General features: G+C 53.6%; 14 protein-coding genes. 9 read left to right on the forward strand and 5 right to left on the reverse strand.

Going from position 1 to position 24473, the window contains the following annotated elements:
- The first annotated feature begins 2 nt into the window (after window positions 1-2).
- Complete coding sequence (locus H8527_RS07390; protein ID WP_187546970.1) at window positions 3-1289, forward strand: NAD(P)/FAD-dependent oxidoreductase; 1287 nt, start codon at window positions 3-5, stop codon at window positions 1287-1289.
- Here H8527_RS07390 and H8527_RS07395 read toward each other — a convergent pair.
- Together H8527_RS07395 and H8527_RS09745 are read right to left on the reverse strand one after the other, a co-directional pair.
- Window positions 1230-4085, reverse strand: a complete 2856-nt coding sequence (locus tag H8527_RS07395; RefSeq protein ID WP_187546971.1) for a bifunctional fucokinase/fucose-1-phosphate guanylyltransferase — start codon at window positions 4083-4085, stop codon at window positions 1230-1232. The two genes, H8527_RS07390 and H8527_RS07395, sit on opposite strands and share 60 nt — an antisense overlap.
- Window positions 4086-4120: 35 nt before the next feature.
- A complete protein-coding gene (locus tag H8527_RS09745) occupies window positions 4121-4327 on the reverse strand; it encodes a hypothetical protein (protein ID WP_222935131.1) in 207 nt (68 codons plus the stop codon).
- Between the two features lie 1501 nt (window positions 4328-5828).
- Here H8527_RS09745 and nifJ point away from each other — a divergent pair.
- The 3 genes from nifJ to H8527_RS07410 all read left to right on the forward strand — a co-directional run bounded on the left by nifJ (window position 5829) and on the right by H8527_RS07410 (window position 13027).
- On the forward strand, window positions 5829-9380 hold the full coding sequence (gene nifJ, locus H8527_RS07400; RefSeq protein ID WP_187546972.1) for a pyruvate:ferredoxin (flavodoxin) oxidoreductase: 3552 nt from the start codon (window positions 5829-5831) through the stop codon (window positions 9378-9380).
- 203 nt (window positions 9381-9583) lie between these two features.
- Window positions 9584-10621 (forward strand): aspartate--ammonia ligase, encoded by a 1038-nt coding sequence (gene asnA, locus H8527_RS07405; RefSeq protein WP_187546973.1) that lies wholly within the window; start codon window positions 9584-9586, stop codon window positions 10619-10621.
- A 21-nt stretch (window positions 10622-10642) separates the two neighbouring features.
- A complete protein-coding gene (locus tag H8527_RS07410; protein WP_187546975.1) occupies window positions 10643-13027 on the forward strand; it encodes a TonB-dependent receptor domain-containing protein in 2385 nt (794 codons plus the stop codon).
- Window positions 13028-13246: 219 nt separating this feature from the next.
- Here H8527_RS07410 and H8527_RS07415 read toward each other — a convergent pair whose 3' ends face one another.
- Both H8527_RS07415 and dgt read right to left on the reverse strand, forming a co-directional pair.
- Window positions 13247-15436, reverse strand: coding sequence for a glutamine synthetase III (locus H8527_RS07415; protein WP_187546977.1), 2190 nt, complete (start codon window positions 15434-15436; stop codon window positions 13247-13249).
- Between the two features lie 137 nt (window positions 15437-15573).
- Window positions 15574-16905, reverse strand: coding sequence for a dGTP triphosphohydrolase (gene dgt, locus H8527_RS07420; RefSeq protein ID WP_187546979.1), 1332 nt, complete (start codon window positions 16903-16905; stop codon window positions 15574-15576).
- Window positions 16906-17053: 148 nt separating this feature from the next.
- Between dgt and dut the strand changes: the two genes are divergently transcribed.
- The 4 genes from dut (at window position 17054) to H8527_RS07440 (ending at window position 21540) form a co-directional block, all read left to right on the forward strand.
- Window positions 17054-17488: a dUTP diphosphatase gene (dut, locus tag H8527_RS07425; RefSeq protein ID WP_187546980.1), complete on the forward strand. Its 435-nt coding sequence runs from the start codon at window positions 17054-17056 to the stop codon at window positions 17486-17488.
- Between the two features lie 9 nt (window positions 17489-17497).
- Window positions 17498-19312: a tetratricopeptide repeat protein gene (locus tag H8527_RS07430; RefSeq protein WP_187546982.1), complete on the forward strand. Its 1815-nt coding sequence runs from the start codon at window positions 17498-17500 to the stop codon at window positions 19310-19312.
- A 21-nt stretch (window positions 19313-19333) separates the two neighbouring features.
- Window positions 19334-19987, forward strand: coding sequence for a DUF4292 domain-containing protein (locus H8527_RS07435; RefSeq protein ID WP_187546983.1), 654 nt, complete (start codon window positions 19334-19336; stop codon window positions 19985-19987).
- 128 nt (window positions 19988-20115) lie between these two features.
- The gene (locus H8527_RS07440) at window positions 20116-21540 is read left to right on the forward strand and encodes a M23 family metallopeptidase (protein ID WP_222935133.1); all 1425 of its coding nucleotides are present in this window, start codon (window positions 20116-20118) and stop codon (window positions 21538-21540) included.
- Between the two features lie 181 nt (window positions 21541-21721).
- Here H8527_RS07440 and H8527_RS07445 read toward each other — a convergent pair whose 3' ends face one another.
- On the reverse strand, window positions 21722-22147 hold the full coding sequence (locus H8527_RS07445) for a transposase (protein WP_370539236.1): 426 nt from the start codon (window positions 22145-22147) through the stop codon (window positions 21722-21724).
- 78 nt (window positions 22148-22225) lie between these two features.
- On the opposite strand from H8527_RS07445, the gene H8527_RS07450 reads away from it, so the two are divergent.
- Entirely contained in the window at window positions 22226-23974 is a 1749-nt protein-coding gene (locus tag H8527_RS07450; protein ID WP_187546987.1) for an erythromycin esterase family protein, read from the forward strand.
- The last annotated feature ends 499 nt before the right edge of the window (window positions 23975-24473 follow it).

A 24473-nucleotide genomic window follows, 5' to 3' on the forward strand; every position in this document is an offset into this window, starting at 1 on the left:
CCATGACCAAAGTGGCCATTATTGGCGGAGGAGCTGCTGGCTTCTTTCTCGCCATCCATCTCAAAGAACTGCTTCCCACCGCCCACGTGGTGATTTTTGAACGCGCACAACGGGTGCTTGCCAAAGTCAAGGTGAGCGGTGGCGGACGCTGCAATGTAACCAACTCCTTTGCCAGCGTCACCGATTTGGTGCAGGTCTACCCCCGCGGAGCGAAATTGCTCAAACGCTTGTTTCGCGCCTTTTCTCCGGCCGATGCTTATGCGTGGTTTGAAGCGCATGGCGTCCCGCTCGTCACCCAGGAGGACGAGTGCGTATTTCCCCGTTCGCAAAGTTCCGACAGCATCATTCTCTGCCTCACCCGACAGGCACAGCGCCTTGGGGTGGAGGTGCGCACGCAGGTGCCGATGACCGAGTTGGAGCGCGTGGGCGATGCGTGGCGAGTGCATTTCACGGAAAGGGGTGAGGCACGGCAGGAAGTGTTTAACGCCGTATCCCTCACCACGGGCGGAGCACCACATGGAGAGGGACACGATAATTTGCGCGCATTGGGACACGAACTGGCGACACCCTGCCCTTCGCTTTTCACCTTCCGCCTCCATCAGCCCGACCTCACAGCCCTTATGGGTATTGTCGTGGAAGGCGCACAGACTGCCATTGCCGGAACGCGCTTTCGCGGCGAAGGCCCTTTGCTCATCACCCACTGGGGACTGAGCGGCCCTGCCATCCTCAAACTCTCTTCGCAAGCGGCACGCCATCTCTTCGACTGCAACTATCAAGCTCCGCTCCTCATCTCGTGGAGCGGCACGACGAACACCGAAGAAGTGGCGGCGCAGTTGCAAAGGCTCCAACAAGCCCATCTTCAGCGGCAGTTGGGCAACGTGCGTTATGCCGACCTTCAAGCGCGCTTGTGGCACTATCTGCTGCAGCGTGCCGGTCTTTCGCCCGACCGGCCGTGGGGCGAAGTGGGGCGCAAGGGCATCAATCGTTTGGCCAATGTGCTCACGGCCGACAGCTACTCCATCGTGGGGCGCGGCACCTACAAGGAGGAGTTCGTCACCTGCGGCGGAGTTTCGCTGAGCAGTGTCGATGCGCGCACGTTGGAGAGCAAGTCGGCCGAGGGATTGTTCTTCGCGGGAGAAGTTCTCGATATTGACGGAGTGACGGGCGGTTTCAATTTTACCGCCGCGTGGAGCACCGCCGTGGCAGCGGCACGAGGGATAGCGCAACGGCTAACTTCGGCTCACTTGCAGCCCTTGGTGGGAGAGGGTCATATCGACAAAGCGCGATGAGGGCGTGAGTGGCTGTTCGTTGAGCAACGCCTTGATGCGCGCTGCAGCTTCGGCATCTTTCGCCACCATATAAAGGTAGCCACCTCCGCCGGCACCGGGCAGTTTGTAGCCGGAGCAGAGGTCGTCGATGCGGGCACAGAGTTGCGCCACCGCTGCCGGTTCCGTACCGCTGTCGAGGGCTTTGTTCTGCTGCCAAGTTTTGCGGACGAGGTGGCCGTATTGGGTGAGGTCGCCCCGTTGCAGCACATCGAACATCTCCACGGCATGGTGCTTCATCTCGTCGAGCAGTGCCAAATGGCGTGCGCTGTTGAGGAACATCCCCCGAACGATTTCGGCCAAAATGTTCTTCGCCGTACGCGTCAGTCCGGTGTAGTAGAGCAGGTGGCAGGGACGGTGTTCGGGTGCGCAGAAAATGGTGTCGGGCAACCAGCGTGCCACGGGTGTTTGGTCAAAACCGGAGGACGTTTGTAGGAGTTTCACTCCATGGAGAATGCCGCCAAACTGGTCTTGCCAACCGCCGCCGGTGGTGAGCAGTTGTTCGAGAATGAGGGTGCGGTTGCCCACGGTGGTTTTGTCCCATCCCAAACCGCAGAAGTCGGAAAGCGCACCGAGCACTGTAGCCGCTAAAATACTGCTCGTTCCTAGTCCCGAACCGGCAGGAATGGCCGCCAAAAGCGTCAGTTCGATACCGCCGCCGAAAGCCGCCAGTTGGTCGCGGAGGGTGGCATGAGGTTCGGCTGAAAACATCGGAAGAAAACCGCAGAGTGCCAATGCTGCCTTTGGAATGGAGAAGGGCGACCCCACACGGTTGAATTGTGCCAACTGCTCGTAGGTTTCGATGATTTCCATTGCACCAAGGTCAATGCTGCGGCAAACGATTTTGAGTTCCTGCGTAGGTTTCACATACACCTGCAACGGCTGCTGCCCGTTCAGTTCTATCGAAAAATTCACCACGTTTCCGCCGGCATTCAGACAGTAAGGCGGAGTGTCCGTCCATCCGCCCGCCACATCGATGCGCACTGCCGAACGTCCCCACACGATTTGGTCGCTGCACACATCAAGGCGCGGCGACTGCGGATAGGCTCGCGCGGTGGCCGTCAAGCCCTCTTGGAGCAGGGAGAAAGCGCGCGCCTCTTCGCCACTGCCGTCCTCTCCCCGCAGGCGCTTCACCTGCGAGCGGAACATCGCATCGCGGATTTCGTGGAGCGCACTCGTTGAGCCGCCTAAGGTTTGCGGCAGTTCCAAATGATGGTCTACATACTTCTGCGCTGCATCTTTCAAATCGATTTGGTAGAACACGCTCTTGCGGTAGTTGTCGGCAATGTGCGGCAGATTTTCTGCCAGAAAAGCACTGCGCTGCTCGGCCTGTCGGAGCAAATTGGCTTCGTTCGCAATGCCATCGGCACTCAGTCGCACCTTGCTGCGCCACAATGCGCTGTGGTCGTCCGTGGGCGCATCGGCCAGCATCCAGTTGAGCAGTGTGAAAAGTTCGTCGAGGGTGTCGCAGATGGGGAAGAGCAAGGCGCTTTGCACATCGGTCGTTCCGTTGTGGGCGGTGGGCAACACGTCCTCCACTGTGAGTTGGTGGGCCGACAACCATTCCGGCAGCGAACGCCCCAAGAAAGTGGTGGCTTCCGCCCGAACATCGCCGCGGAAAGCATCGTGAAAGCCATAGGGGCGTAGCACAAACTGCCGTTCGCCATAGGCTTCGACATCTACACACTGACCCGGAGCGAGCTGCACCTGTGCGTCATTGACCGGCACACCCGTCACCACATTATTTTCCGTCAGCGTCCACCCCGCAGCAATATGCGCATTTTCTATCCAAAGGTTGCGGTTGTCGTGCGTCAGTTCCACATCCACCCGTGCGTTTTGGGTGAAGAGCGCGGGGTGTTTCTTCACATTTTGCTGAATGATAAGACGCTGGTCTTTCACCACATTCTGCAAAGCCGCCGTCGAACTGATCATTTCGGGCGTCGTGCCGAAATGGTAAAACTCCCCTCCCGGCAACGGCAACACCGCCACCGACAAGGTGCTCAATTCCGCATCGTCCCGCGTGGGGTGTTCGCCCAGTGCGCAACCAAATTCGGAGTAGAGGTCGTAAGCCACCCGTTCGCCATCTTCACCAAAGGAACGCTTGCGCAGCAGTTCCACCGCGCGATCGCTGAGCAACCAGATACCGATATCCATCAGCGAAAGGTGCGATGCCGTCAGGCGCGACAAATCTTCAACGCTGGGTTTCTGCAACATAAAGTCCAAACGGTCGGGGTGCCGGCGGTCGATGAGAAACACGCCGTGGTTTTTGGCCAAAGCAGGGTCAACCCACAGGCCATAACACACCACATCGGCTTCGGGAATAGGCTGTAAGCGTTCGGTCGATCGGATGTAGACATCGCCGCTCGCCACGAGTGTGCGGAGCGATGCTGGGGCTTCGGCCATAATGCGCTCATAGAGGGGCATTTGCAGGTCAAGCAGGGTTTGGTCGATTTTCTGCCCCCGTGCCCAGCGGAACACGGGCACCGGCAACAGCACTTTTCCGCAAGCAGCATAGGCCGGCAGGCGGCGGCTCTGTCCACCGGCATGGAGGAGGATGCGTTTTTCACGAGTAAGCCACGTGGAAAAATCGGTATCACCGTCTGCCTGTTGTGCGGCTTCGAGCAACCATGTCGTTCCTCCGCCGCTACCCAATTTATGCCCCACAGGGTCGGACGTGCAGAAGTAATCTTGACTGGGTTTGCCGCTGACGGCGTGAAATTGTTCCACCACATTGGGGGGTAGAGAAAGAAGGGTTTTCATGTAAAGAGGGTTGAATTCATTAAAGGAGCACCGCCCTACTGCTTTTGCAGGGTTGGACTGATAAACTTTATTTCGTGGACGGCTCCTCCACGTCCGACGCCATCGCCCCGAAGGCGCTCTGTCTTGACTACAAAGATAATGCTTTCTGTCGAAACGGACGAACCGGCGGTGCAGAAAATGGAGTTTTTGAGAGCTTCTCCTTTTTCTGCGGTTCTCGTGCTGTACTTTATGCTTGGTTTCAAGCATTTTCTGCTCAAAACTTGTTTTAGTTCTCCTCTTTCGCCATCTTTGTAGCGTGTATTACCGATACATTGGTTTCAGTCTCGAATAGCAAAATGCGCATTTTCTTGAGCAAAATTCAAAAAAATCTTTTACGTGTTAACTATCAGAATATTAGTGAAATACGGAAAAATACTGTCCGAGACCATCTTCCATTAAAACAAAGATTAAGACCAGAATATACAGGAGGCCACAGTAATTAAAACTATGGCCTCGGGTTCTGCAGGATATCTCCTGCTTTCAATGGTTATGTATCTCCCACGATGCAAAGATAAACAAAAACCCGCTACCTACCAAATAGATAGCGGAGTTATTTTATTTTTCTGATTTGCTAAACAGAGTCCGAGACCCTCTTCCATTAAAACAGGGATTACCCCCTATGAAATTCGGTATAGTGGCTGTCATTATGTTCCACCACACATACCCATCCCGAGGAGAGCATCTGATTAGCCGTAGACGAGGGCGACGACGAACCTACGGACGGCTCGACGCCGAAGGGAGCGTCTCTGGAGGGGGTGAATATCGGAAACCGACAGTGTTGCTGATATATGCCCACCAACAACGACAGCCGAAAAAAGCTCAGAGACAGAAAAATCTACCTCAGAGGTAGAAAAAACTATCTCTGAGATAGGAAGAACTGCATAGGAGAAAAAAACGAAGGAGGAGGGAATTTTTCGATTTTTGATAGTGGAGCAGTTTTTTTGATGATGGAATAGTCCCCTGCCGAATTTCTTCTGCCGGTGGTCGCCATTTCTTTCACTTCGTTTTTTTGCGCACTCGTTATTTTTCTCGCGCACGCGCGCGTACATAGTTAAGTCGTGTTTTTTGCCTTCACTGCCTTCACCGCGATGCCGAAAAACGTGGCGAAGATGCCTTTAGGTGAAGGAGTAAAAACATTTTGCCTTCACCCGAAACCCTCTGAAATACTGTGCGTTACAGAGGAGGTGAAGGATTGAAGGCAAATGTCGCACACTATTGTAGAGTATACGCGCGCGAGGCGGGAGAGGCCGCTGGAAAGAGAGTAGGCATCGGAAAGAGCGAAGACAAGCGGGCAGTGAACGGAGGCGAAAGTGGGTGAATGAGCAAAGGGCGGTTTGCAATGGTTTAAAGATACATTTTGCGAACTGCTGTTCACTATTTGAGGAGTGGCGATAGGTCGGAAGCGAGAATTTGATAAAAAACAGCGAAAAAGTAGGAGGAGGAAAAACTTTTTGTTAAGTCTGTTTTGCATATAAAAAAGAAAAGGTTATCTTTGCAGGTGCTAATGGCCCATCGCGCAGCACCGCGCCGTGTGAGCTGTGGGCTTCATTTTTTCTTTCGCGAGATTTCCGACTGTGGGCTCTGCTTGTTGTGGTGTCTGCTCTCGCCAATCCACGACCTTGCTTCACAGTGTCGAGGATGTTTTTCCCAACACTATGGAGAACAGAACAATCAAACATAACAATCATAATCCAAGAAAGTATTATGGCTAAAAAATTCATTACTTGTGATGGTAACCAGGCGGCTGCACACATCGCTTACATGTTTAGCGAAGTGGCGGCTATCTACCCCATCACTCCTTCGTCGACCATGGCAGAATACGTGGACGACTGGGCGGCTCAAGGTCGCAAAAATATGTTTGGCGAAACCGTACTCGTGCAGGAAATGCAGAGTGAAGGTGGCGCTGCCGGTGCCGTGCATGGTTCGCTCCAGGCCGGTGCCCTCACTTCGACCTTTACGGCTTCTCAGGGTCTGCTCCTCATGATCCCCAATATGTATAAGATCGCAGGTGAATTCCTCCCCTGCGTGTTCCACGTTTCGGCACGTACCATCGCCTCGCATGCTTTGAGCATCTTCGGCGACCACCAAGACGTGATGTCAGCCCGCCAAACGGGATTTGCCATGCTGTCGGAAGGCTCGGTGCAGGAAGTGATGGATTTGGCCGGTGTGGCTCACTTGGCTGCCATCAAGACGCGCGTGCCTTTTGTGAGCTTCTTCGATGGTTTCCGCACTTCACACGAAATCCAGAAGATCGAAAGCCTCGACATCGAAGACCTCAAGCCCCTCGTGGATCAGGAAGCGCTCAGCGAATTCCGCGCACGCGCCCTCAGCCCCGAGCATCCTGTGGCTCGTGGTATGGCCGAAAACCCCGAAACTTTCTTTGCCCACCGCGAAGCCTCCAACCCCTTCTACCAGTCGGTGCCTGAAGTGGTGGAAGAATACATGGCCGAAATCTCCAAGCTCACCGGTCGTCAATACGGCCTCTTCAACTACTACGGAGATCCCGAAGCCGACCGCGTCATCATCCTCATGGGTTCGGCTGCCGAAGCCACACGCGAAGCCATCGACTACCTCCGCGAAAAGGGCGAAAAGGTAGGTTTGGTGTGCGTACACCTCTACCGCCCCTTCTCGGTGAAGCACCTTTTGGCCGCTGTGCCCAAGACGGCAAAGCGCATCGCTGTGCTTGACCGCACGAAAGAACCCGGTGCCAACGGCGAACCCCTCTACCTTGACGTGAAGGAAGCCTTCTACGGCACGGAGGACGCTCCTCTCATCGTGGGCGGTCGCTATGGTCTCGGCTCAAACGACACCACCCCCGCACAGATGATGGCGGTTTACGAAAACCTCCAACTCCCCGAACCCAAGAACCACTTCACCGTGGGTATCGTCGACGACGTGACCTTCACCTCTCTGCCTCAGAAGGAAGAAGTGGCCCTCGGTGGCGACGGCATGTTCCAAGCCAAGTTCTACGGTCTCGGTGCCGACGGTACGGTGGGTGCCAACAAGAACTCCATCAAAATCATCGGTGAAACAACCGACAAGTATTGCCAAGCTTACTTCTCGTACGACTCGAAGAAGTCGGGCGGTTTCACCTGCTCGCACCTCCGCTTCGGCGATCACCCCATCCGCTCTACCTACTTGGTGACCACGCCCAACTTTGTGGCGTGCCACGTGCAGAGCTACATGCGCATGTACGACGTGCTGCGCGGCATTCAGCAGAATGGTACGTTCCTGCTCAACACCATCTGGGAGGGCGACGACCTCGTGCGCAACATGCCCAACAAAATCAAGCGCATCTTGGCGCAGAAGAACATCAAGTTCTACACCATCAACGCCACCAAGATTGCTCAAGAAATCGGGCTCGGCAACCGCACCAACACCATCCTCCAAAGTGCCTTCTTCCGCATCACGGGCGTTATCCCTGTAGAGAAGGCCGTGGAAGAGATGAAGCACTTCATCGTGAAGTCGTACAGCAAGAAGGGACAAGACATCGTCGACAAGAACTATGCTGCCGTGGATCGCGGTGGCGAATATCAGGAAGTGGCGGTCGATGCAGCTTGGGCCAACCTCACTGACGACGACCAAAAGCAGAGCGATGCGCCTGCTTTCATCACCGACATGGTGAAGGTGATCAATGCGCAGGTGGGCAACGACCTCCCCGTGAGTGCCTACAAGGGTCTCGAAGATGGTACTTGGCCTCAGGGTACGGCAGCTTACGAAAAGCGCGGTGTTTCGGCCTTCGTACCCACTTGGACGCCGGAGAATTGCATCCAGTGCAACAAGTGCGCCTACGTTTGTCCGCACGCTTGTATCCGTCCCTTCGTGCTTGATGAGGAAGAGAAGACAGGCTTCGATGCCAGTACGCTCGAAATGAAGGCTCCTGCCCAGTTCAAGGGTATGAATTTCCGTATTCAGGTGAGTGTACTTGACTGCACCGGTTGCAGCAACTGTGTGGATGTCTGCCCCGGCAATCCTCGCGCAGGCGGCAAGGCACTCGGCATGGTAGGGCTTGAACAAGAGTTGTCCGAGGTGGCCAACTGGGAATATCTCGTGAAGAACGTGAAGAGCAAGCAAAATCTTCTCGACACAACGAGCAACCCCAAGAACACGCAGTTTGCAACGCCTCTCTTTGAGTTCTCCGGTGCTTGTGCAGGTTGCGGCGAAACGCCTTACGTCAAACTCGTCAGCCAACTCTTCGGCGATCGCGAACTGGTGGCCAACGCTACGGGTTGCTCGTCGATCTACTCCGGTTCTATCCCCTCTACGCCTTACACCACCAATGCCGAAGGCCACGGTCCGGCTTGGGCGAACTCCCTCTTTGAGGACTTCTGCGAGTTTGGTTTGGGTATGACACTCGCCAACAAGAAAATGCGCGACCGCATCCAGCGCCTCCTCGAACAGAGCATGGCGTCCGAGCATGTGAGCGAAGACTTCAAGGCGGCCGCACAAGAATGGGTGGAAGGTCGTGAGAATGCCACTGCCTCTAAGGCGGCTGCTCAGAAACTCAAGCCCCTCATCGAAGCCGGTAAGGCCGAAGGATGCCCCGTTTGCGCACAACTCAGCGAACTGGCTCACTTCCTCACCAAACGCAGCCAGTGGATCATCGGTGGTGACGGTGCCGCTTATGACATCGGTTATGGTGGTCTCGACCACGTCATCGCATCGGGCGAAGATGTCAATATCCTCGTTCTCGACACCGAAGTGTACTCCAACACGGGTGGTCAGTCGTCCAAAGCGACGCCCGTCGGAGCCGTGGCCAAGTTTGCCGCATCCGGTAAGCGCATCCGCAAGAAGGATATGGGTATGATTGCTACTTCTTATGGTTACGTTTACGTGGCACAAATTGCCATGGGCGCCGACCACAACCAGACGCTCAAAGCCATCCGTGAGGCCGAAGCCTATCCCGGTCCTTCGCTCATCATCGCCTACTCGCCCTGTATCGCTCACGGCTTGAAGGCCGGCATGGGCAAGTCGCAGCGTGAAGAAGAGCTGGCTGTGAAGTGCGGATACTGGCACCTCTGGCGCTACAATCCCGCCCTCGAAGCCGAAGGCAAGAATCCCTTCCTGCTCGACTCGAAAGCTCCAAAGTGGGAAGACTTCCAAGACTTCCTCACCGGCGAAGTGCGCTTCCAAGCCCTCAAAAAGCAGTTCCCCGAACAAGCCGGCGAACTCTTCCAGGCCTGCGAAGAAAATGCTAAACGTCGCTACCAAAGCTACGTGCGCATGAGCAAGGCCGATTGGTCGGTAGAAGAATAATCTCGCTTTACTCCTCTCAAAGAGGCCGCATCCTCCACTCGATGGATGCGGCCTCTTTGCTTACAAGCAAACAAATTGCTGGAAATAATTGGTCGAAAGGGATAAAAGTGTTACTTTTGTCACAAGAATAAGAACGATTTGCAAGCAAAAGGATGAAAATGCAAGACAAGTGCTTGTAAGTTGAACGTTAATACCCTAATCCCATGAGCTACCTAATAGAACCTCCTCACTACAAGCCCCTCCTCAACGCTGCCGAAACGGAACAAGGCATTAAGGTCATCAAAGAGTTTTTTGCCGACAACCTTTCCACCGGCCTGCGTCTGCGCCGCGTCACTGCACCCCTCTTCGTGCGCCGTGGTTTGGGACTCAACGACGACCTGAGCGGCACAGAGCGTGCCGTCACCTTCCCCATCAAGGACTTAGGAGATGCCCGAGCAGAGGTGGTGCATTCGCTCGCGAAATGGAAGCGCCTCACTTTGGCCGAATATGCGGTGGCGGAAGGCTACGGCATTTACACCGACATGAACGCCATTCGTGCCGATGAGGAGTTGGGTAATCTCCACTCGCTCTACGTCGATCAGTGGGACTGGGAACGTGTGATAGCTCCCGCCGACCGCACCATCGATTTCCTCAAAAAAGTGGTACGCTGCATCTACGAAGCCATGCTCCGCACGGAATATCTTGTCTGCGAACGTTTCCCACAGTTGCACCCACAACTGCCGGAACGCCTCACCTTCCTCCATGCCGAGGAACTGCGCCAGCGCTATCCCTCCCTCTCGTCGAAAGAGCGTGAGAATGCGATTGCCGAAGAACTCGGGGCGGTCTTCATCATCGGTATCGGTGGACCGCTGGGGGATGGAAAGCCGCACGACCTGCGTGCGCCCGACTACGACGACTACTCTTCGCCCTCTTCACTGCCTTGGCCGGGTCTTAATGGCGATTTGCTGGTTTGGAACGCTGTGCTGGGACGGGCGTTTGAACTCTCCTCTATGGGCATCCGCGTCGACCGTGAAGCGCTGTTGCGCCAACTCAGAGAGAGCGGCAAGGACGACCGACAGCAACTCTATTTCCACCAGCGTCTGCTCAATGGGACGCTGCCCCTCAGTGTGGGTGGGGGCATCGGCCAAAGTCGCCTCTGCATGTACTACCTGCAAAAGGCACATATTGGCGAAATTCAGGCTTCTATCTGGCCGGACGAAATGCGCTCCCGCTGTCGTGAATTAGGTATTCCGCTCATCTAAAAAGATAAGTAGATTTTCAAAATGCAACTTTTACGTTCTCTGTTTTTATTCGCCCTGTTGCTGGTGGGGCTTCCCTTGACGGCACAACAGGGGGCGGTCGAAGGAAGGGTGATGAATGTGCGCAACCATGCACCTCTGGTGGGGGTGCTCGTACAACTGGAAGGCCGTCCTGGGGCGGTGCTGACGGACTCTGCCGGTCACTATGCACTCCGGCAGGTGGCCCCCGGTTTCTACCACCTCACACTGAGTTTGTTGGGCTTTGAGAAAAAGCACACGTTGGAACTTCAAGTGCTCGGTCATGAAACCACCTTCTTCGACGTCGAGATGGAGGAAAGCGATGTGTTGCTCACGGAGGCGGTAGTGAAACCCAACGTGCAGGAAACTCGCGCCGAAAGCCCTCTCTCGGTGCGCACGCTCGAAGTGCAGCAGATTGAGAAGAGTGCGGGCGTGAACCGCGACGTTTCAAAACTCGTGCAGACTTTGCCCGGTGTCGCTTCTACGGCCGCCAATCGCAACGACCTCTTGGTGAGAGGAGGTGGTCCGGCAGAAAATGTCTTCTATTTAGACGGCATCGAACTGCCCGTCATCAACCATTTCTCAACACAAGGTTCGGCCGGTGGTGCTGTGGGGATTCTCAATCCCGACTTGGTGAGTGCCGTCGATTTCTATTCGGGCGCTTTTCCCGCCAATCGTCCCAATGCACTGAGTTCAGTGCTGGATATTCGCCTGAAGGAGGGAAGCCGTGACCGTGTGCATACGAAAATCTCCTTGGGGGCTTCCGATGCTTCTTTGACACTCAACGGCCCTCTCAATTCGCGTTCCACCTTTATTGCTTCGGTGCGTCAATCCTACTTGCAAATGCTCTTCAAGTGGCTGGATCTCCCCTTCCTGCCTACTTACAACGATTTCCAATTTAAATACGACTATCGTATCAGCGACCGACGCAATCTTTCTATCATTGCTTTGGCTTCGCTGGACAAGATGCGGTTGAACACAGATTTGGATGCCGATGCCAACGAAGGACGCCGCTTTTTGCTGAACTTTCTGCCCACTTACGACCAATGGCACTACACGATAGGTGCGGTCTATAAGGTGTTGGGGGCTAAGCACACCGATCGCTGGGTGTTGAGCCGAAACATGTTGGACAATGGGAGTAATAAATACATCGGCAACCAACCCACCCAACCCAAGCTCTTTGATTACCAATCGCAGGAGTCGGAAAACAAACTGCGTTTTGAGCGCATTTTTTGGGGCTTGCCTTTCAAACTCAATCTGGGGGCGGGTATTCAACACGCTCACTACTCCAACCGCACGGAGCGTCGCCGTATCGTGGCGGGTGTGCCCACCACCGACAATTACGACAGCAGCATCGACCTCCTTGCCTATTCTGCTTTTGCGCAGGCTTCTAAGGAGTGGTGGGACAGTCGGCTGAAATTTTCGCTCGGTTTGAGTGTTTTGGGAAACACTTACAACGCCGCTATGCGCAACCCCTTGTCTCAAATTTCGCCCCGTGCATCGCTGACTTATGCGCTGGATGATAAAACGGATGTGAGCGCCAACGTGGGGCGCTATGCCAAACTGCCTTCCTACACCTCGTTAGGTTATAAAAACGCCGCAGGAAGTTATGCCAATCGAAATACGCTGAAGTATATTATGGCCAATCACTGGGTGGTAGGGGTAAGCCATCGTCCCACCGATGGGCTGTCGCTGGTGGTCGAAGCCTTTTACAAAAACTACGAAAACTATCCCATCTCCCTTTCGGAAGGGGTGAGTTTGGCCAGTAAGGGAGCCGAATTTACGGCACTGGGCGATGAGGCGGTTGCTTCCTCTGGCTTGGGTAGGGCTTATGGTGCAGAAGCCGTGGTACGCCTCAATCTGCCACAAGGCCTCACCTGCTCAGCCACTTATACCCTCTTCCGCAGTGAGTTTACCAATCTGGCAGGGCAGTATCAGCCCTCTTCGTGGGACACGGGGCATATCCTCAATGTTTTGGCAAGTTGGAAACTGCCTCGCTATTGGACGGTGTCTGCGCGTTGGCGCTGGCTGGGTGGCGCACCTTACAGTCCAATCGACTATGCGCTTTCGTCTCAAAAAGAGGCTTGGAACATTCGCAATAAGGCTTATTTGGACTATTCGCGTTTCAACTCCCTTCGTTTGGCGTCGGCTCATCAGCTTGATGTACGTGTCGATAAAGAATTTTATTTCCGCAAATGGGTGTTGAACCTTTATTTTGATGTGCAAAACGCCTACAAGGCGAACAATCCGGTCGAGCCTCTCTACTCCAACCTTGATACACAAGGCCGACCCATGACCGACCCTTCCAATCCCAACCGCTATGTGTTGCGCCAAATCCCCGGCATCGGGGGAACGCTTTTACCCACGGTGGGCATGATGATAAAATTCTAAACTTGACTTCCTTCCGTTTCCCCTTTTCGTGGGGATGCAGAAGGCGGGATTGAGGAATGCCACTGCTTTCCTACTCAACAGACAAAAACAACCGCTATCATTGAGTTTGTTCTCTTTGATAGCGGTTGTGCTGTATAGAAGATGGTTGTGCGTTGGGGAGAATGGTTTTGACGCCCTCTTCAATGCGGAAATCCTCTTTGCAGTCGGGAAAAGTGCAGATTATCGAATGAAGAGGAGTTCGCGATATTTGGGGAGCGTCCACATTTCGTCCTCCACGATGAGTTCGAGTTTGTCGATGTGTTTGCGAATGGAGGTGAGGAAGGGAGCCACGCGGTCGTGGTAAGCAATGGCCAGTTCGCGGATGTCTTCCATTTTATTGACGGTTTTTCGAGTTTCGACCATATCTTCCACCGCATTGACGATGAAGTCGGTGTGCTTGTTGATTTTCTCAATGAGCGTGATATTGTAGGCCGAAAGGCGTGCGGCTTGTTCGGCAGGGAAGGCGGCTTGGATTTTGCTCACGTTGTCGAGCAGGACGGTCTGGTAGCGTGTGGCGACGGGAATGATGTGGTTCATGCAGAGGTCGCCCAGCACACGACTTTCGATTTGCACCTTTTTGAAATAAGTTTCCCACTTGATTTCGTTGCGCGCACGAAGTTCATCGCTGCGCATGACGTTCATCTGCTCAAACATCCGAATGCTTTCGGGGTCGAGATAGCGGTCGAAGATAATGGGGCAACTGGTTTCGCAGTCGAGGCCGCGGCGCTCGGCTTCGGCGCGCCATTCTGCGCTGTAGCCGTTGCCGTCGAAGTGGACGGGGCGGCTGGTGCGGATGTCGTCGCGAAGGATTTCGAGCAACGCACTCATCTTGTCGCGACCGCTCCGGATGAGGGCATCGACACGGCGCTTGAAGTCGGTGAGGGCTTCGGCCACGGCGGTGTTGAGCACAATCATCGCGCTGGCACAGTTGGCAGAAGAGCCGATGGCACGGAACTCAAAGCGATTGCCGGTGAAAGCGAAGGGTGAGGTGCGGTTGCGGTCGGTGTTGTCGACCATAATTTCCGGAATTTCGGGAATGTCGAGGCGCATCCCTTGTTTGCCGGCGAGATAGAAGCGCTCATCGGCGGTGGAATGTTCGACTTTGTCGAGAAATTCGCTCAGTTGTTTGCCCAAGAAGGAAGAAATGATGGCGGGCGGGGCTTCGTTGCCGCCGAGGCGGTGCTCGTTGGTGGCGCTCACGATGGAGGCTTTGAAGAGTCCGTTGTGGCGATAGACCGCCATAAGGGTTTCGACCACGAAGGTGAGGAAGCGGAGGTTTTCCTCAGGAGTCTTACCGGGGGCGTGGAGAATGATGCCCGTGTCGGTGGTGAGCGACCAGTTGTTGTGCTTACCGCTGCCGTTGATGCCGGCAAAGGGCTTTTCGTGGAGGAGGCAGCGGAAACCGTGTTTGCGCGCCACGTTGCGCATGAGCGAAACCAAGAGCATATTGTGGTCGACAGCGAGGTTGCACTCCTCATAAATCGGAGCAAGTTCGAACTGGTTGGGTGCGACCTCGTTGTGGCGGGTTTTGCAAGGGATGCCCAGTTCGAGGGCTTGGATTTCGAGGTCCTTCATAAACTCCGCCACGCGTTCGGGAATGGCGCCGAAATAGTGGTCGTCCATCTGCTGATTTTTGGCACTGTCGTGGCCCATCAGGGTGCGGCCGGTGAGGAGTAGGTCGGGGCGTGCGGCATAGAGTCCTTCGTCGACGAGGAAGTATTCTTGTTCCCAACCGAGGTTGGTTTGTACCTTCCGCACATCGTCGTAGAAGTATTGGCACACCTCAAGAGCGGCTTTATTGACGGCAGCGAGCGATTTTTTGAGCGGGGCTTTATAGTCGAGCGCTTCACCGGTGTAGGAGATGAAAACGGTGGGAATCATCAGGGTGTCGCCGATGAGAAAGACGGGGCTTGCCGGATCCCAGGCAGAGTAGCCGCGCGCCTCGAAAGTGGAGCGGATGCCGCCGTTGGGGAAGGAGGACGCATCGGGTTCTTGCTGTACGAGGAGTTTGCCCGAAAGTTCTTCGATCATACCGCCTTTGCCGTCGTGCTCCACGAAAGCATCGTGCTTCTCGGCAGTACCTTCGGTGAGCGGCTGAAACCAGTGTGTACAATGAGTGGCACCCATCTCAATGGCCCACTGCTTCATACCTTGGGCGATGAGGTCGGCAGTCGGGAGATCAAGCGGAGTGCCACTATCGAGGGTTGCGCAATAGCGCTGATAGGCTTCGAGAGGGAGATACTTGCGCATCTTCTCGTGGTTGAACACGTACTTGGCATAGTAGCGGGAGGGGCGTTCGTTGGGCGTTGCGGCTGGGATGGGGCGCTTTTTGAAAGCCTCTTCCACGACTTTAAATCTCAGTCTGCTCATAAGAAAAAGGGTATTGAAAGTGGGTTTTGAAATCTGCGCGCAAAGTTACGAAGAAAAAGAAAAATAGGCCGTCCGAAAGGCTGAAAAAATAGATGCCGTTTTGAGGCGTGGCGATGTTATGCAACGATGGAGCGGCTTTACACCATGGGGAGTTGCTGTCCGTTGATTTTGCGATAGAGATCAAGCGCATAGACGTCGGTCATGCCCGAAAGGTAGTCGAGCACGGCCATGATGCGGGTGGAGAGTTCGGAGGAGTTGAGTTCGTATTGCGAAGACACTTGGCGGAGGAGAAGCCGCGAGTACTGCTTCTCGGGCGACTGAACGGCCTCGGTCATCAAGTCGAGGAGGGTGTAGATGATGTGGTAACCCGAGAGTTCGATGTCGGCCACTTCCTTCGACGAGTAAATGCGGCTTTTGGCCACGGCTTCGCAGGCGCGGTAGGCTTGGTTGAGACGTTCGGGCAGGCGGCGGATGAGTGTGCCTTCGAAGGTGCCGTTGAGAATGTCCTGCTCATGCTCCACGAACACTTGAACGCAAGCCCGCTCCAGCGCATTGATGACGCAGGAACGGAAGTAGACGATTTGGTCGCCGATGTCCGTATTTTCGGGATAGGCTTCTTGTAATGCTTTCTGTTCCTCGGGAGCGAAAAAGTTGAGGAAGAGTTGTATGGTTTGTTCGTCGGTGAGGATGCGCAGTTTGTGGGCATCCTCGATGTCCATGATTTCGTAGCAGATGTCGTCGGCGGCTTCCACGAGATAAACTAAGGGATGCCGGGCGTAGCGCAGTGGCTCGCCTTCCTGCGAAAGGCGTTTCACTCCGAGTTCATCAAAGATTTGGGCGAATTTATCCCGCTCGCTGTCGAAAAAGCCGAATTTGGGTTTGGTTGTAGCCGAATGGGAGGAGTAGGGGTATTTGACCACCGCGGCCAAAGTGGAATAGGTCATCACAAATCCACCCCTCCGGCGACCGTTGAACTGGTGGGTGAGCAGGCGGAAGGTGTTGGCGTTGCCGTCAAATCGGGTGATGTCTTCCCAAACGGCTTGGGGGAGGTCTTCTTCTAAGCGGAGGCCTTTTCCTTCCTTAAAAAAAGAGCGGATGGCGGCTTCGCCCGAATGGCCGAAAGGGGGGTTGCCCATATCGTGTGCCAAACAGGCGGCGCTGACAATGGCGCTAATGCTTTCGGCAAACGTAGGGGGAAGGTCGGGATGGCGCGTCATCAGCTCCCGTCCGACATCGGCACCCAGCGAACGCCCCACACTCGACACTTCCAGCGAGTGGGTGAGGCGGTTGTGGACGAAGATGCTGCCTGGAAGCGGGAACACCTGCGTCTTGTTTTGCATACGTCGGAAAGGGGAGGAGAAGATGAGGCGATCGAAGTCGCGTTGAAATTCGGTGCGCTGCTCGGTGGCGAGTTTTGCGTTTCGCTCTTTGCCGAGGCGGACAGAGGAAATAAGTTGTGACCAGTTCATACTGCAAAAATAATCGTTTTAAGGAAAAACAAGGGCGAAATCGCTGACAATCTGCACATTTTTCTGTAATTTTGCCTTTCCATAAGGGTTCAGACGAGCCTTTTATTCCATTTCTCCTGTTTATCCGATTATCCGACACTGCCTGCTTATGAAGATTTCCATTGTCAATCACTCTCACCATCCGCTTCCGGAATACGCCACCCCGCTGAGTGCCGGCTTAGATTTGCGCGCCAACTTGGAGCAACCGGTCACGCTCGCTCCCCTCGAACGTGCCCTCATTCCCACAGGACTGCGCATCGCGTTGCCCGAAGGCTGCGAGGCCCAGGTGCGGCCGCGTTCGGGATTGGCAGCCCGCCACGGCTTGACGTTGCTCAACAGCCCGGGGACGATTGATGCCGACTATCGTGGCGAAATCAGTGTGATCTTGGTCAATCTGAGCCATGAGCCTTTCGTGGTCAACGATGGCGAGCGCATCGCCCAGCTTGTTGTGGCGCGCCACGAGCAGGTGCAGTGGTCGCTTGTGGAGGAACTCGCCCCGACACAGAGAGGCGAAGGCGGGTTTGGACATTCCGGAGTGAAATAGACCATAAAGATGAAGCACAATCCTATTGTTTCGCTCCTTGCGCTGTTGAGCGTGCTGTGGGCCTCCCTCACGTTCGTCGGCTGCCGCGACTATGCGCGCAACTTCCGACCGCCGGTGGTGGAGGCCGGCACTTTCCGCGCTCGTGCGCTGCTCACGGTCGAACAGCGGCGCACTTTCGACAAATTCTATTTGGAAGCCCTCCGTCAAAAACTGAAAGGAAATGAAGATGCCGCGTTTGAACTGCTCAACCACGCCCTGACCATCAATCCCAACGCTTCTGAGGCGCTCTATGAGCAAAGCCAGTTGCTCTTGCAGCTCGATCTGCCGCAGGATAGCGACCTTGTGGCCAAAGGCGATGCCATGCTTCTCAAAGCCTATCAGCTCGAGCCTGAAAATCCTTTCATCCGCAAGTCGCTGGCGTTGCGCTGGATTGCGCAGAAGAAGTATGCCCGCGCTGCCCACATCTACGAGGAAATCACGGCTCAAAACCCGCAACCTGCCGACCTCAATCTTTTGGTCAATCTCCATGCCGCGGCCAACAATTTTCCGGCAGCTCTGGCTGCCCTCGACCGCCTCACAATCCTTGAGGGCAACAGCATCGAAATGGGGCTGCAACGCTTCAACCTCTACGATGCCATGGGCGACAAGACGCGCGCCTATCAGTCCATCATCCAACTCTGCGAGGAGCATCCCGACGATCTTTCGTTTCGCGTCATGCTCGGCGATCTCTATCTCAAAAACGGCTATGACGAACCGGCTCTCGCGGTCTACGGTGATGTGCTGACCACCAACCCCGGCAACGCACAAGCCCGCCTCGCCCTCTTGCAGTATGACTACAAAATGGGTGTCGATACGCTCCATCAGCACTTCTCGCGATTGATGTGCGACACCACCATCTCCACGGCCGACAAGATCAAAACGCTCCAAACCTTCGCCAACGAGGCGCTGCAAGGACGTTTCGACAAGAAACGCTTGTTTCAGCATTTCCGCGAAGCCCTCTCCACCCCGCAGGACAGTCCGGACTTGGGCGAACTGACCATTGCTTACGCTCAAAGTGCAGGAGTGCCCAACGACTCGCTCGAAGCGGCGTTCCGCGCCGTGCTTGAGGCCGACCCTGAGCAGGAGCAAGCGCGCTTGCAGGTGCTCCGCTTTGCCCTCCTCCACCGCAACATCGCCGAGGCGGCGCAGCTCTGCCGAGACGGCATCGCCCTGCATCCGCATCAAGTGGTGTTCTACTACTACGGTGGCATTGCCCTGATTTCCCAGGAACAGCCCCTTGAAGCCATCGCCTGGTTTCGCCAAGGAACACAACAACTCACGCCGGCAAATGATGCCGAAATCGCCTCCGAACTCTATGCCGCGCTGGGCGATGTGCTCTACCAGCAGGGACGCCACCACGAGGCTTTCACCGCGCTCGACAGCGCCCTGGTCTACAATCCGGAGAATGTGAATTGCCTCAACAATTTTGCCTACTATCTTTCGCTCTCTCGCACCCAACTCACCAAGGCGGCTGCGATGAGTGCCAAAGCCATTGGCATTGAGCCGGACAATCCCACCTATCTCGACACTCATGCCTGGGTGCTCTATCGGCAACGCCGCTATCCCGAAGCGAAGCGTTACATCGACAAGGTGCTCGACAAAATTGAGGAAGCCGGTGCTCCCGCGCCGGAAGACGCCAACCTCTACGACCATGCCGGCGACATCTACTTCCGCCTCCGAAAGCGCCGCGAAGCCATCGAACTCTGGCGCACGGCGCAGGATCTCGCCACCGATGCCAAACTCCTCCGCACTTTGCGGCGAAAAATTAAGAACAAACGCATTTAGTATCCTTTTTAGAAACGAATTATGAAAAAACTTCTTTTCCTCCTTCTCCTCCCGCTTCTGCTCGTTAGTTGCGGCATAATGCGTGGTACCGGCGATGCCTATCGTCCCGACGAACCACTCAGCATCACGGCTAAACTTTCGGCCAAAGTGGGTATCGACGAGGCCGGCCAAAGCGTGGGGGGCATCCTCCGCATGCGCCGCGACCACGTCATCCAACTTTCCCTGACCAAATTCGGCATCGAAGGTGCAAGGATTATCTTTACCCCCGACAGCCTCTTTGTGATTGATCGCCTTCATAAGCGCTACGCTGCCAATACCTATGCTGCCTTTGTAGGACTTCTCCCCGACGCCCGACCACTGACCTTCACTGATTTCCAAACTTTCTTTTGGAACGACCGCAACCGCAGTAGAGAAGAAGTGAGTACCACCGTCGGACTGATTTTCCCTCTCGAAATGCGCATTAAACGCAGTAAAATCAAAACCATCGAAGGGCACAAGATTCCGCAGAACACTCATGTCGACCTCAACATCTTCGACAAAGAAGTCGATCTTGATCTCACTCTTTCTAAAGTGAAAATCAATTACAACTGGAACGCCCACACCACTATTCCCGAAGGCTATACTCCCATCGATACTGCAACGTTGGGCAAACTGCTCCGCAAAGCTCTCCAATAAACTCCTTTCTCATGCGCCTATTGCTCTCCCTTCTTCTCCTGCTTTTTTGTTCCTCGAGTACGCTCGTAGGGCAGTCGCGTCAGCCCCAAAAGAAAACGCGAACGGCACAAAGTACGCGTAAAACAGAGGTGGATAAACCGCGCAAAACGTCGGCTTCCTCTTCTCGTAAAGGGAAACAGAACAAGGGCAAACCGGCTGCGGGAAGCGCTCCATCGACGGCCGGCATCCGCAAACTGCAGACGGAGCAGGCGCATCTCAAGAAGCAAATCGAGGCTTCAAAGTCTGAACTTTCCACAACGCGCAAGAATGTCCAATCTCAACTGGCCAACCTACAACTGCTCAACGGACAAATCTCCGACCAGCAGCGCGTCGTGGCCGGTATACAGCAGGAGGTCGACACCCTCACCCACAGCATCGGCCGGAAGGAGCAGGAACTGACCGCTCTCGAAGAGGAACTCCGCGTCTGTCAGCGCAACTATGCCCGCGGCATCCTCTACATGCACAAGAACCGCCTTGTGCACAACAAACTCATGTTTGTCTTTGCCGCACCCACTTTCCGACAAATGTACAAGCGCCTGCGCTACATCCGTGCCTACACGCGTTACCAGCGTGCGCTCGGGACGCTCCTCCAAGAAAAGGAACAGGCCGTGCGCAACAAGCGCAACGAACTGGCCTCGGCACGCTCCTCCAAACACGTGCTGTTGGAACAGGGCAAGGTGCAGCAGACCCAACTTCAGACCCGCCAAAAGGAACAGCAAGGCGTGGTCAACCAGCTCAACCAACGGCAGCGGGAACTCCAAACCACCATTGCCCACCAACAGCAGCAGTACAACGCACTCAATGCCAAAATCGACCAACTCATTCAGGCGGAGATTTTGGCCGCCGAACGTCGTCGCAAGGCCGAAGAGGAGCGCCGCCGCAAGGAGGAGCAGCGTCGCCAAGAGGCGGAGCGTGCCCGCGCGGCCGAACAAGCGGCTCGCAAGGCGGAGCAGGAACGCACTCGTCAGGAGTCGGCCCGCGGCAGCAAGAAGTCCGCGCGCGAGCACAGCACCGCCACGCCCGAACCGAAGCGTGAAGCAGCCCGTCCCACACCTCCTGCCGCTCCGCGCTTCAACGCCCCCGACAATACCGACCGCCGCCTGTCGGCCAACTTTGCCGCCAACCAAGGCCGCCTGCCGGTGCCCATCACCGGCAGCTATACCATCTCCTGCCACTTCGGCGCCTACAATGTCGATGGCCTCAATGGGGTGCGTCTCGACAACAAGGGCATCAACCTCACCGCCCCCGCCGGTGCGCAAGCGCGCTGCATCTTCGATGGCGAGGTCACGGCCATCTTCCCCATGGGCGGTATGAGCAACATCATCGTGCGCCACGGTTCCTACATCTCTGTCTATTGCAACCTCTCCGGTGTCTCTGTGCGCCGCGGTCAGCAGGTGAGCACGCGCCAAATCCTCGGCACCGTGGCTCGCGATGCTTCCGGCCACTGTACCCTCCACTTCCAGTTGCGCCACGAGACGACCAAGCTCAACCCGGAGCGCTGGCTGGGGCGGTAGTGCTTTTCCGGCCGATATTCGTCCATCAACCATGATAGTTGAAAAAGCTCAGAGATAGAAAAATCTACCTCAGAACCCCCAATTCGGTTTAAGGTCACCTCTTTTTTACTCAGCTTATAGTCCACAACGATTCTTTCGACCTTGTTGTAGGTAGAAGATTCATTGTTTCACGCAAGTAGGTTTAGAAAAGTGTGAGCTGCTTCACTTCTGCTTCTCCCTCCATCTCAAACTCCATATTGATAGAGGGTCTTGTATCGTAGAAAGCATAAGCCGCCATCCCTGCCAAAAGATTAACAATAAAGTTTGAGATACTTCTGTGGCGGGTATGAACAATCTGTGCCACGTTCTTGAGCATATCGTTAATGGTCTCGATAATGCTTCTTTTACGGAGCATGATTTTGTCGTGCACATCCATTAAGCGGTTCTTCATATTAGTGCGTATTTCCGTGACGATGTGAACTCCCCTATCGAAGAGGGAGGCAAAAAGTGATTGTGAAATATAACCTTTATCGGCATATAACTTCCCGTAACTTTGCTGATAAGTTTCATAGAGGATAGTCTTATCGTTATCTGTTTGGTTATCAACAATAAATACACGAAAAATAATCCTCTTTTTGAGCTTTTGTTGAAACTATTTTAAGGCAAAAAACAAGCCTTGCTTATCCCAAATTAGGATTATACAAATATGATTGTACACCATAAACTCTTCAGAATATTAGCGATTGTCTGTACATTGTTGGGGGTTAACCCTATCGATATACAAGCTGATTCATACAAAGACCATTATAGTTTCTCTTTCTTTTCTGAAAACAATATAGGGAAAGAATGGCAAACAGATCCTCAGCTTGAATTCCAAAATAAGGCCTTTCAAGCGACAAAGAATGGAGAGAAATTGCTTGCAATACTTAATCAGCCCAATAATCTCTATAGCACACTTCGATTTCGTATTCGTCAGCGCATTCTGCTCCCTAAGCAGGATTCCCGAAAAGCGCAAATGGTGGTCTATGCATCAGGTATCAATGTCTCAAAATTACACATCAAACTTTCTTGTGTTGCGTCCGATGAAACGATACAGAGAACCGCTGAGACGCACTGGAACATTGACACAACGATGAATAAAATAACTTGCGAAATTGATGTCAGCGATGCTCCAATGCTCGACTTGTGTCTATATGGTGAAGGTTTGAAAGATAAGGCTGCACGAGTATTGCTGCGACCAATGGACGTATTGATTGATGGGGTTTCGATTGCTAACACTGAGGTACCAACTTTACCTGCTGTCACTATGCCTCAACTATATGATGCTCCTAATGGTTTGATTCCTTCTCAACAGTTGCCACCTCCTCCTGCGATTGTAGCTTTTGGAGAGTGTGTACACGGAAATTCTGCACTGAAGTCGGCAGTTTATAACAATATCTTAAACTTGATTCACCAAGGAAAATCTAGATTGATTTTGCTGGAGTATCCCATTGAAAAGTGTTTAGACCTCAATTACTACATTCATTCGGATAATTACAAGTTGTCCCAACTTGTAATCCCTACATACCAAGTTCTTATAGACAGCATAAAACAAATCAACAAGAGCCGTTCTCTTGAATCGAGGATAGAGGTTGTCGGTGCAGATATTAGCGCCTGGAACACGCCCAATGAAAACGGACTTCTTGATATAGCAGACTTCATCATTTCTCTTCCAGACTGGCGTACGCGAACCTCAATCTTTCCTTTTCTACGAGCTTTATTAAGTCAACAAGGAAAACAAGCACTTCACTTCTTAAGAGATAATCGAGCGACCTTTGACCAGTCGTTTTCTGCACTGCAAATCGCAATAATGGAGCGTTCCCTCGAATTGTATTGTCAATTGCCGTCAATCTATAATAAATTTGCCTATCGCGATTCGGTTATGGCAGAGAATGTATTGTGGGCAGCAGCTCTCTGTAAGAGTTCCTATCCAATTGTATTTGCGCACTCAAATCACGTCTCAAAGGGAAGTGACTACCCCAATATGTGTGATTTTCCTATGGGCTATTATTTATCGAGACAACAGAAATTCATTTACCACCCCGTATCCTTTATCTTTAATACAGGGACGATAGGTGCTCTCCATAGAGGAGAATTCAAAAGTAGAATTGCTACACCTGCTCCTAATTATAGTTTTGAGCACCAACTCAGCAAAGTTGCACTCACTTCATCCTATCTCAACACCGACAAAGAACTCAATCAAATTGTTCAAACACGCTTCGTCGGACTCCACCATTCAGATCAAAACTTCTATGAAACCAACCTCTACAAAAGGTTCTCTGGACTTGTATTTCTTAAGGAAGTAAATGGAGAAACACCAGAATGTACTGAAGCTGGACTCCTCACAACATACAATAGACAGATTGAACTGAGAAAAGAAGCAGCTACGATAATCAATAGTTACCTCAAACGCTAAATTGAATGAAGCCCTATGCACTCAGTTGGGCATAGAATTCGAGCTAAATCTAGATATTAACCCAAATTCGGTTTAAGCTCCTCTCACTTTTACTCAGATTATAGTTCACAACAATTCTTTCGATCTAGTTTTAGACCGAAAATTCATTGTTTCACGCAGATAGGTTTAGAAAAGTGTGAGCTGATTTCTTGAGCATATCGTTGATGATCTCAATAATCTCAAATCGGTCATTAAATCCTGACCAGATTTTATTTGATTGTGGAGGAATTTGTTTACCGTTTGCCTTTGGTGTAGTAGACCAAGACTAGAACCAACGAGAGATAAGATGCCAATAAGAAAATGAAAAAGGAGAGGTCCTAATCTTTTCCGTTACCAGTAACGCTTTTACGGTCTAATGACCCATTTGGGTTAAAAGCAAAGTGCTACATTATTTTCGAGCTTCAGCTTTGTTCACGTACTTCAGTACGCTCCCTTCAGCCTCAATGCCTTACATTTTATC

Source organism: Alloprevotella sp. Lung230 (genome assembly GCF_014385435.1).
Lineage (GTDB): Bacteria > Bacteroidota > Bacteroidia > Bacteroidales > Bacteroidaceae > Alloprevotella.

Bases quoted from the DNA above. Each gene is read 5' to 3' on its own strand.
- H8527_RS07390 (WP_187546970.1), top strand. From the start codon at position 3: ATGACCAAAGTGGCCATTATTGGCGGAGGAGCTGCTGGCTTCTTTCTC.
- H8527_RS07450 (WP_187546987.1), top strand. From the start codon at position 22,226: ATGATTGTACACCATAAACTCTTCAGAATATTAGCGATTGTCTGTACA.
- H8527_RS07430 (WP_187546982.1), top strand. From the start codon at position 17,498: ATGAAGCACAATCCTATTGTTTCGCTCCTTGCGCTGTTGAGCGTGCTG.
- asnA (WP_187546973.1), top strand. From the start codon at position 9,584: ATGAGCTACCTAATAGAACCTCCTCACTACAAGCCCCTCCTCAACGCT.
- H8527_RS07395 (WP_187546971.1), bottom strand. From the start codon at position 4,085: ATGAAAACCCTTCTTTCTCTACCCCCCAATGTGGTGGAACAATTTCAC.
- dgt (WP_187546979.1), bottom strand. From the start codon at position 16,905: ATGAACTGGTCACAACTTATTTCCTCTGTCCGCCTCGGCAAAGAGCGA.
- H8527_RS07435 (WP_187546983.1), top strand. From the start codon at position 19,334: ATGAAAAAACTTCTTTTCCTCCTTCTCCTCCCGCTTCTGCTCGTTAGT.
- H8527_RS07410 (WP_187546975.1), top strand. From the start codon at position 10,643: ATGCAACTTTTACGTTCTCTGTTTTTATTCGCCCTGTTGCTGGTGGGG.
- dut (WP_187546980.1), top strand. From the start codon at position 17,054: ATGAAGATTTCCATTGTCAATCACTCTCACCATCCGCTTCCGGAATAC.
- nifJ (WP_187546972.1), top strand. From the start codon at position 5,829: ATGGCTAAAAAATTCATTACTTGTGATGGTAACCAGGCGGCTGCACAC.
- H8527_RS07415 (WP_187546977.1), bottom strand. From the start codon at position 15,436: ATGAGCAGACTGAGATTTAAAGTCGTGGAAGAGGCTTTCAAAAAGCGC.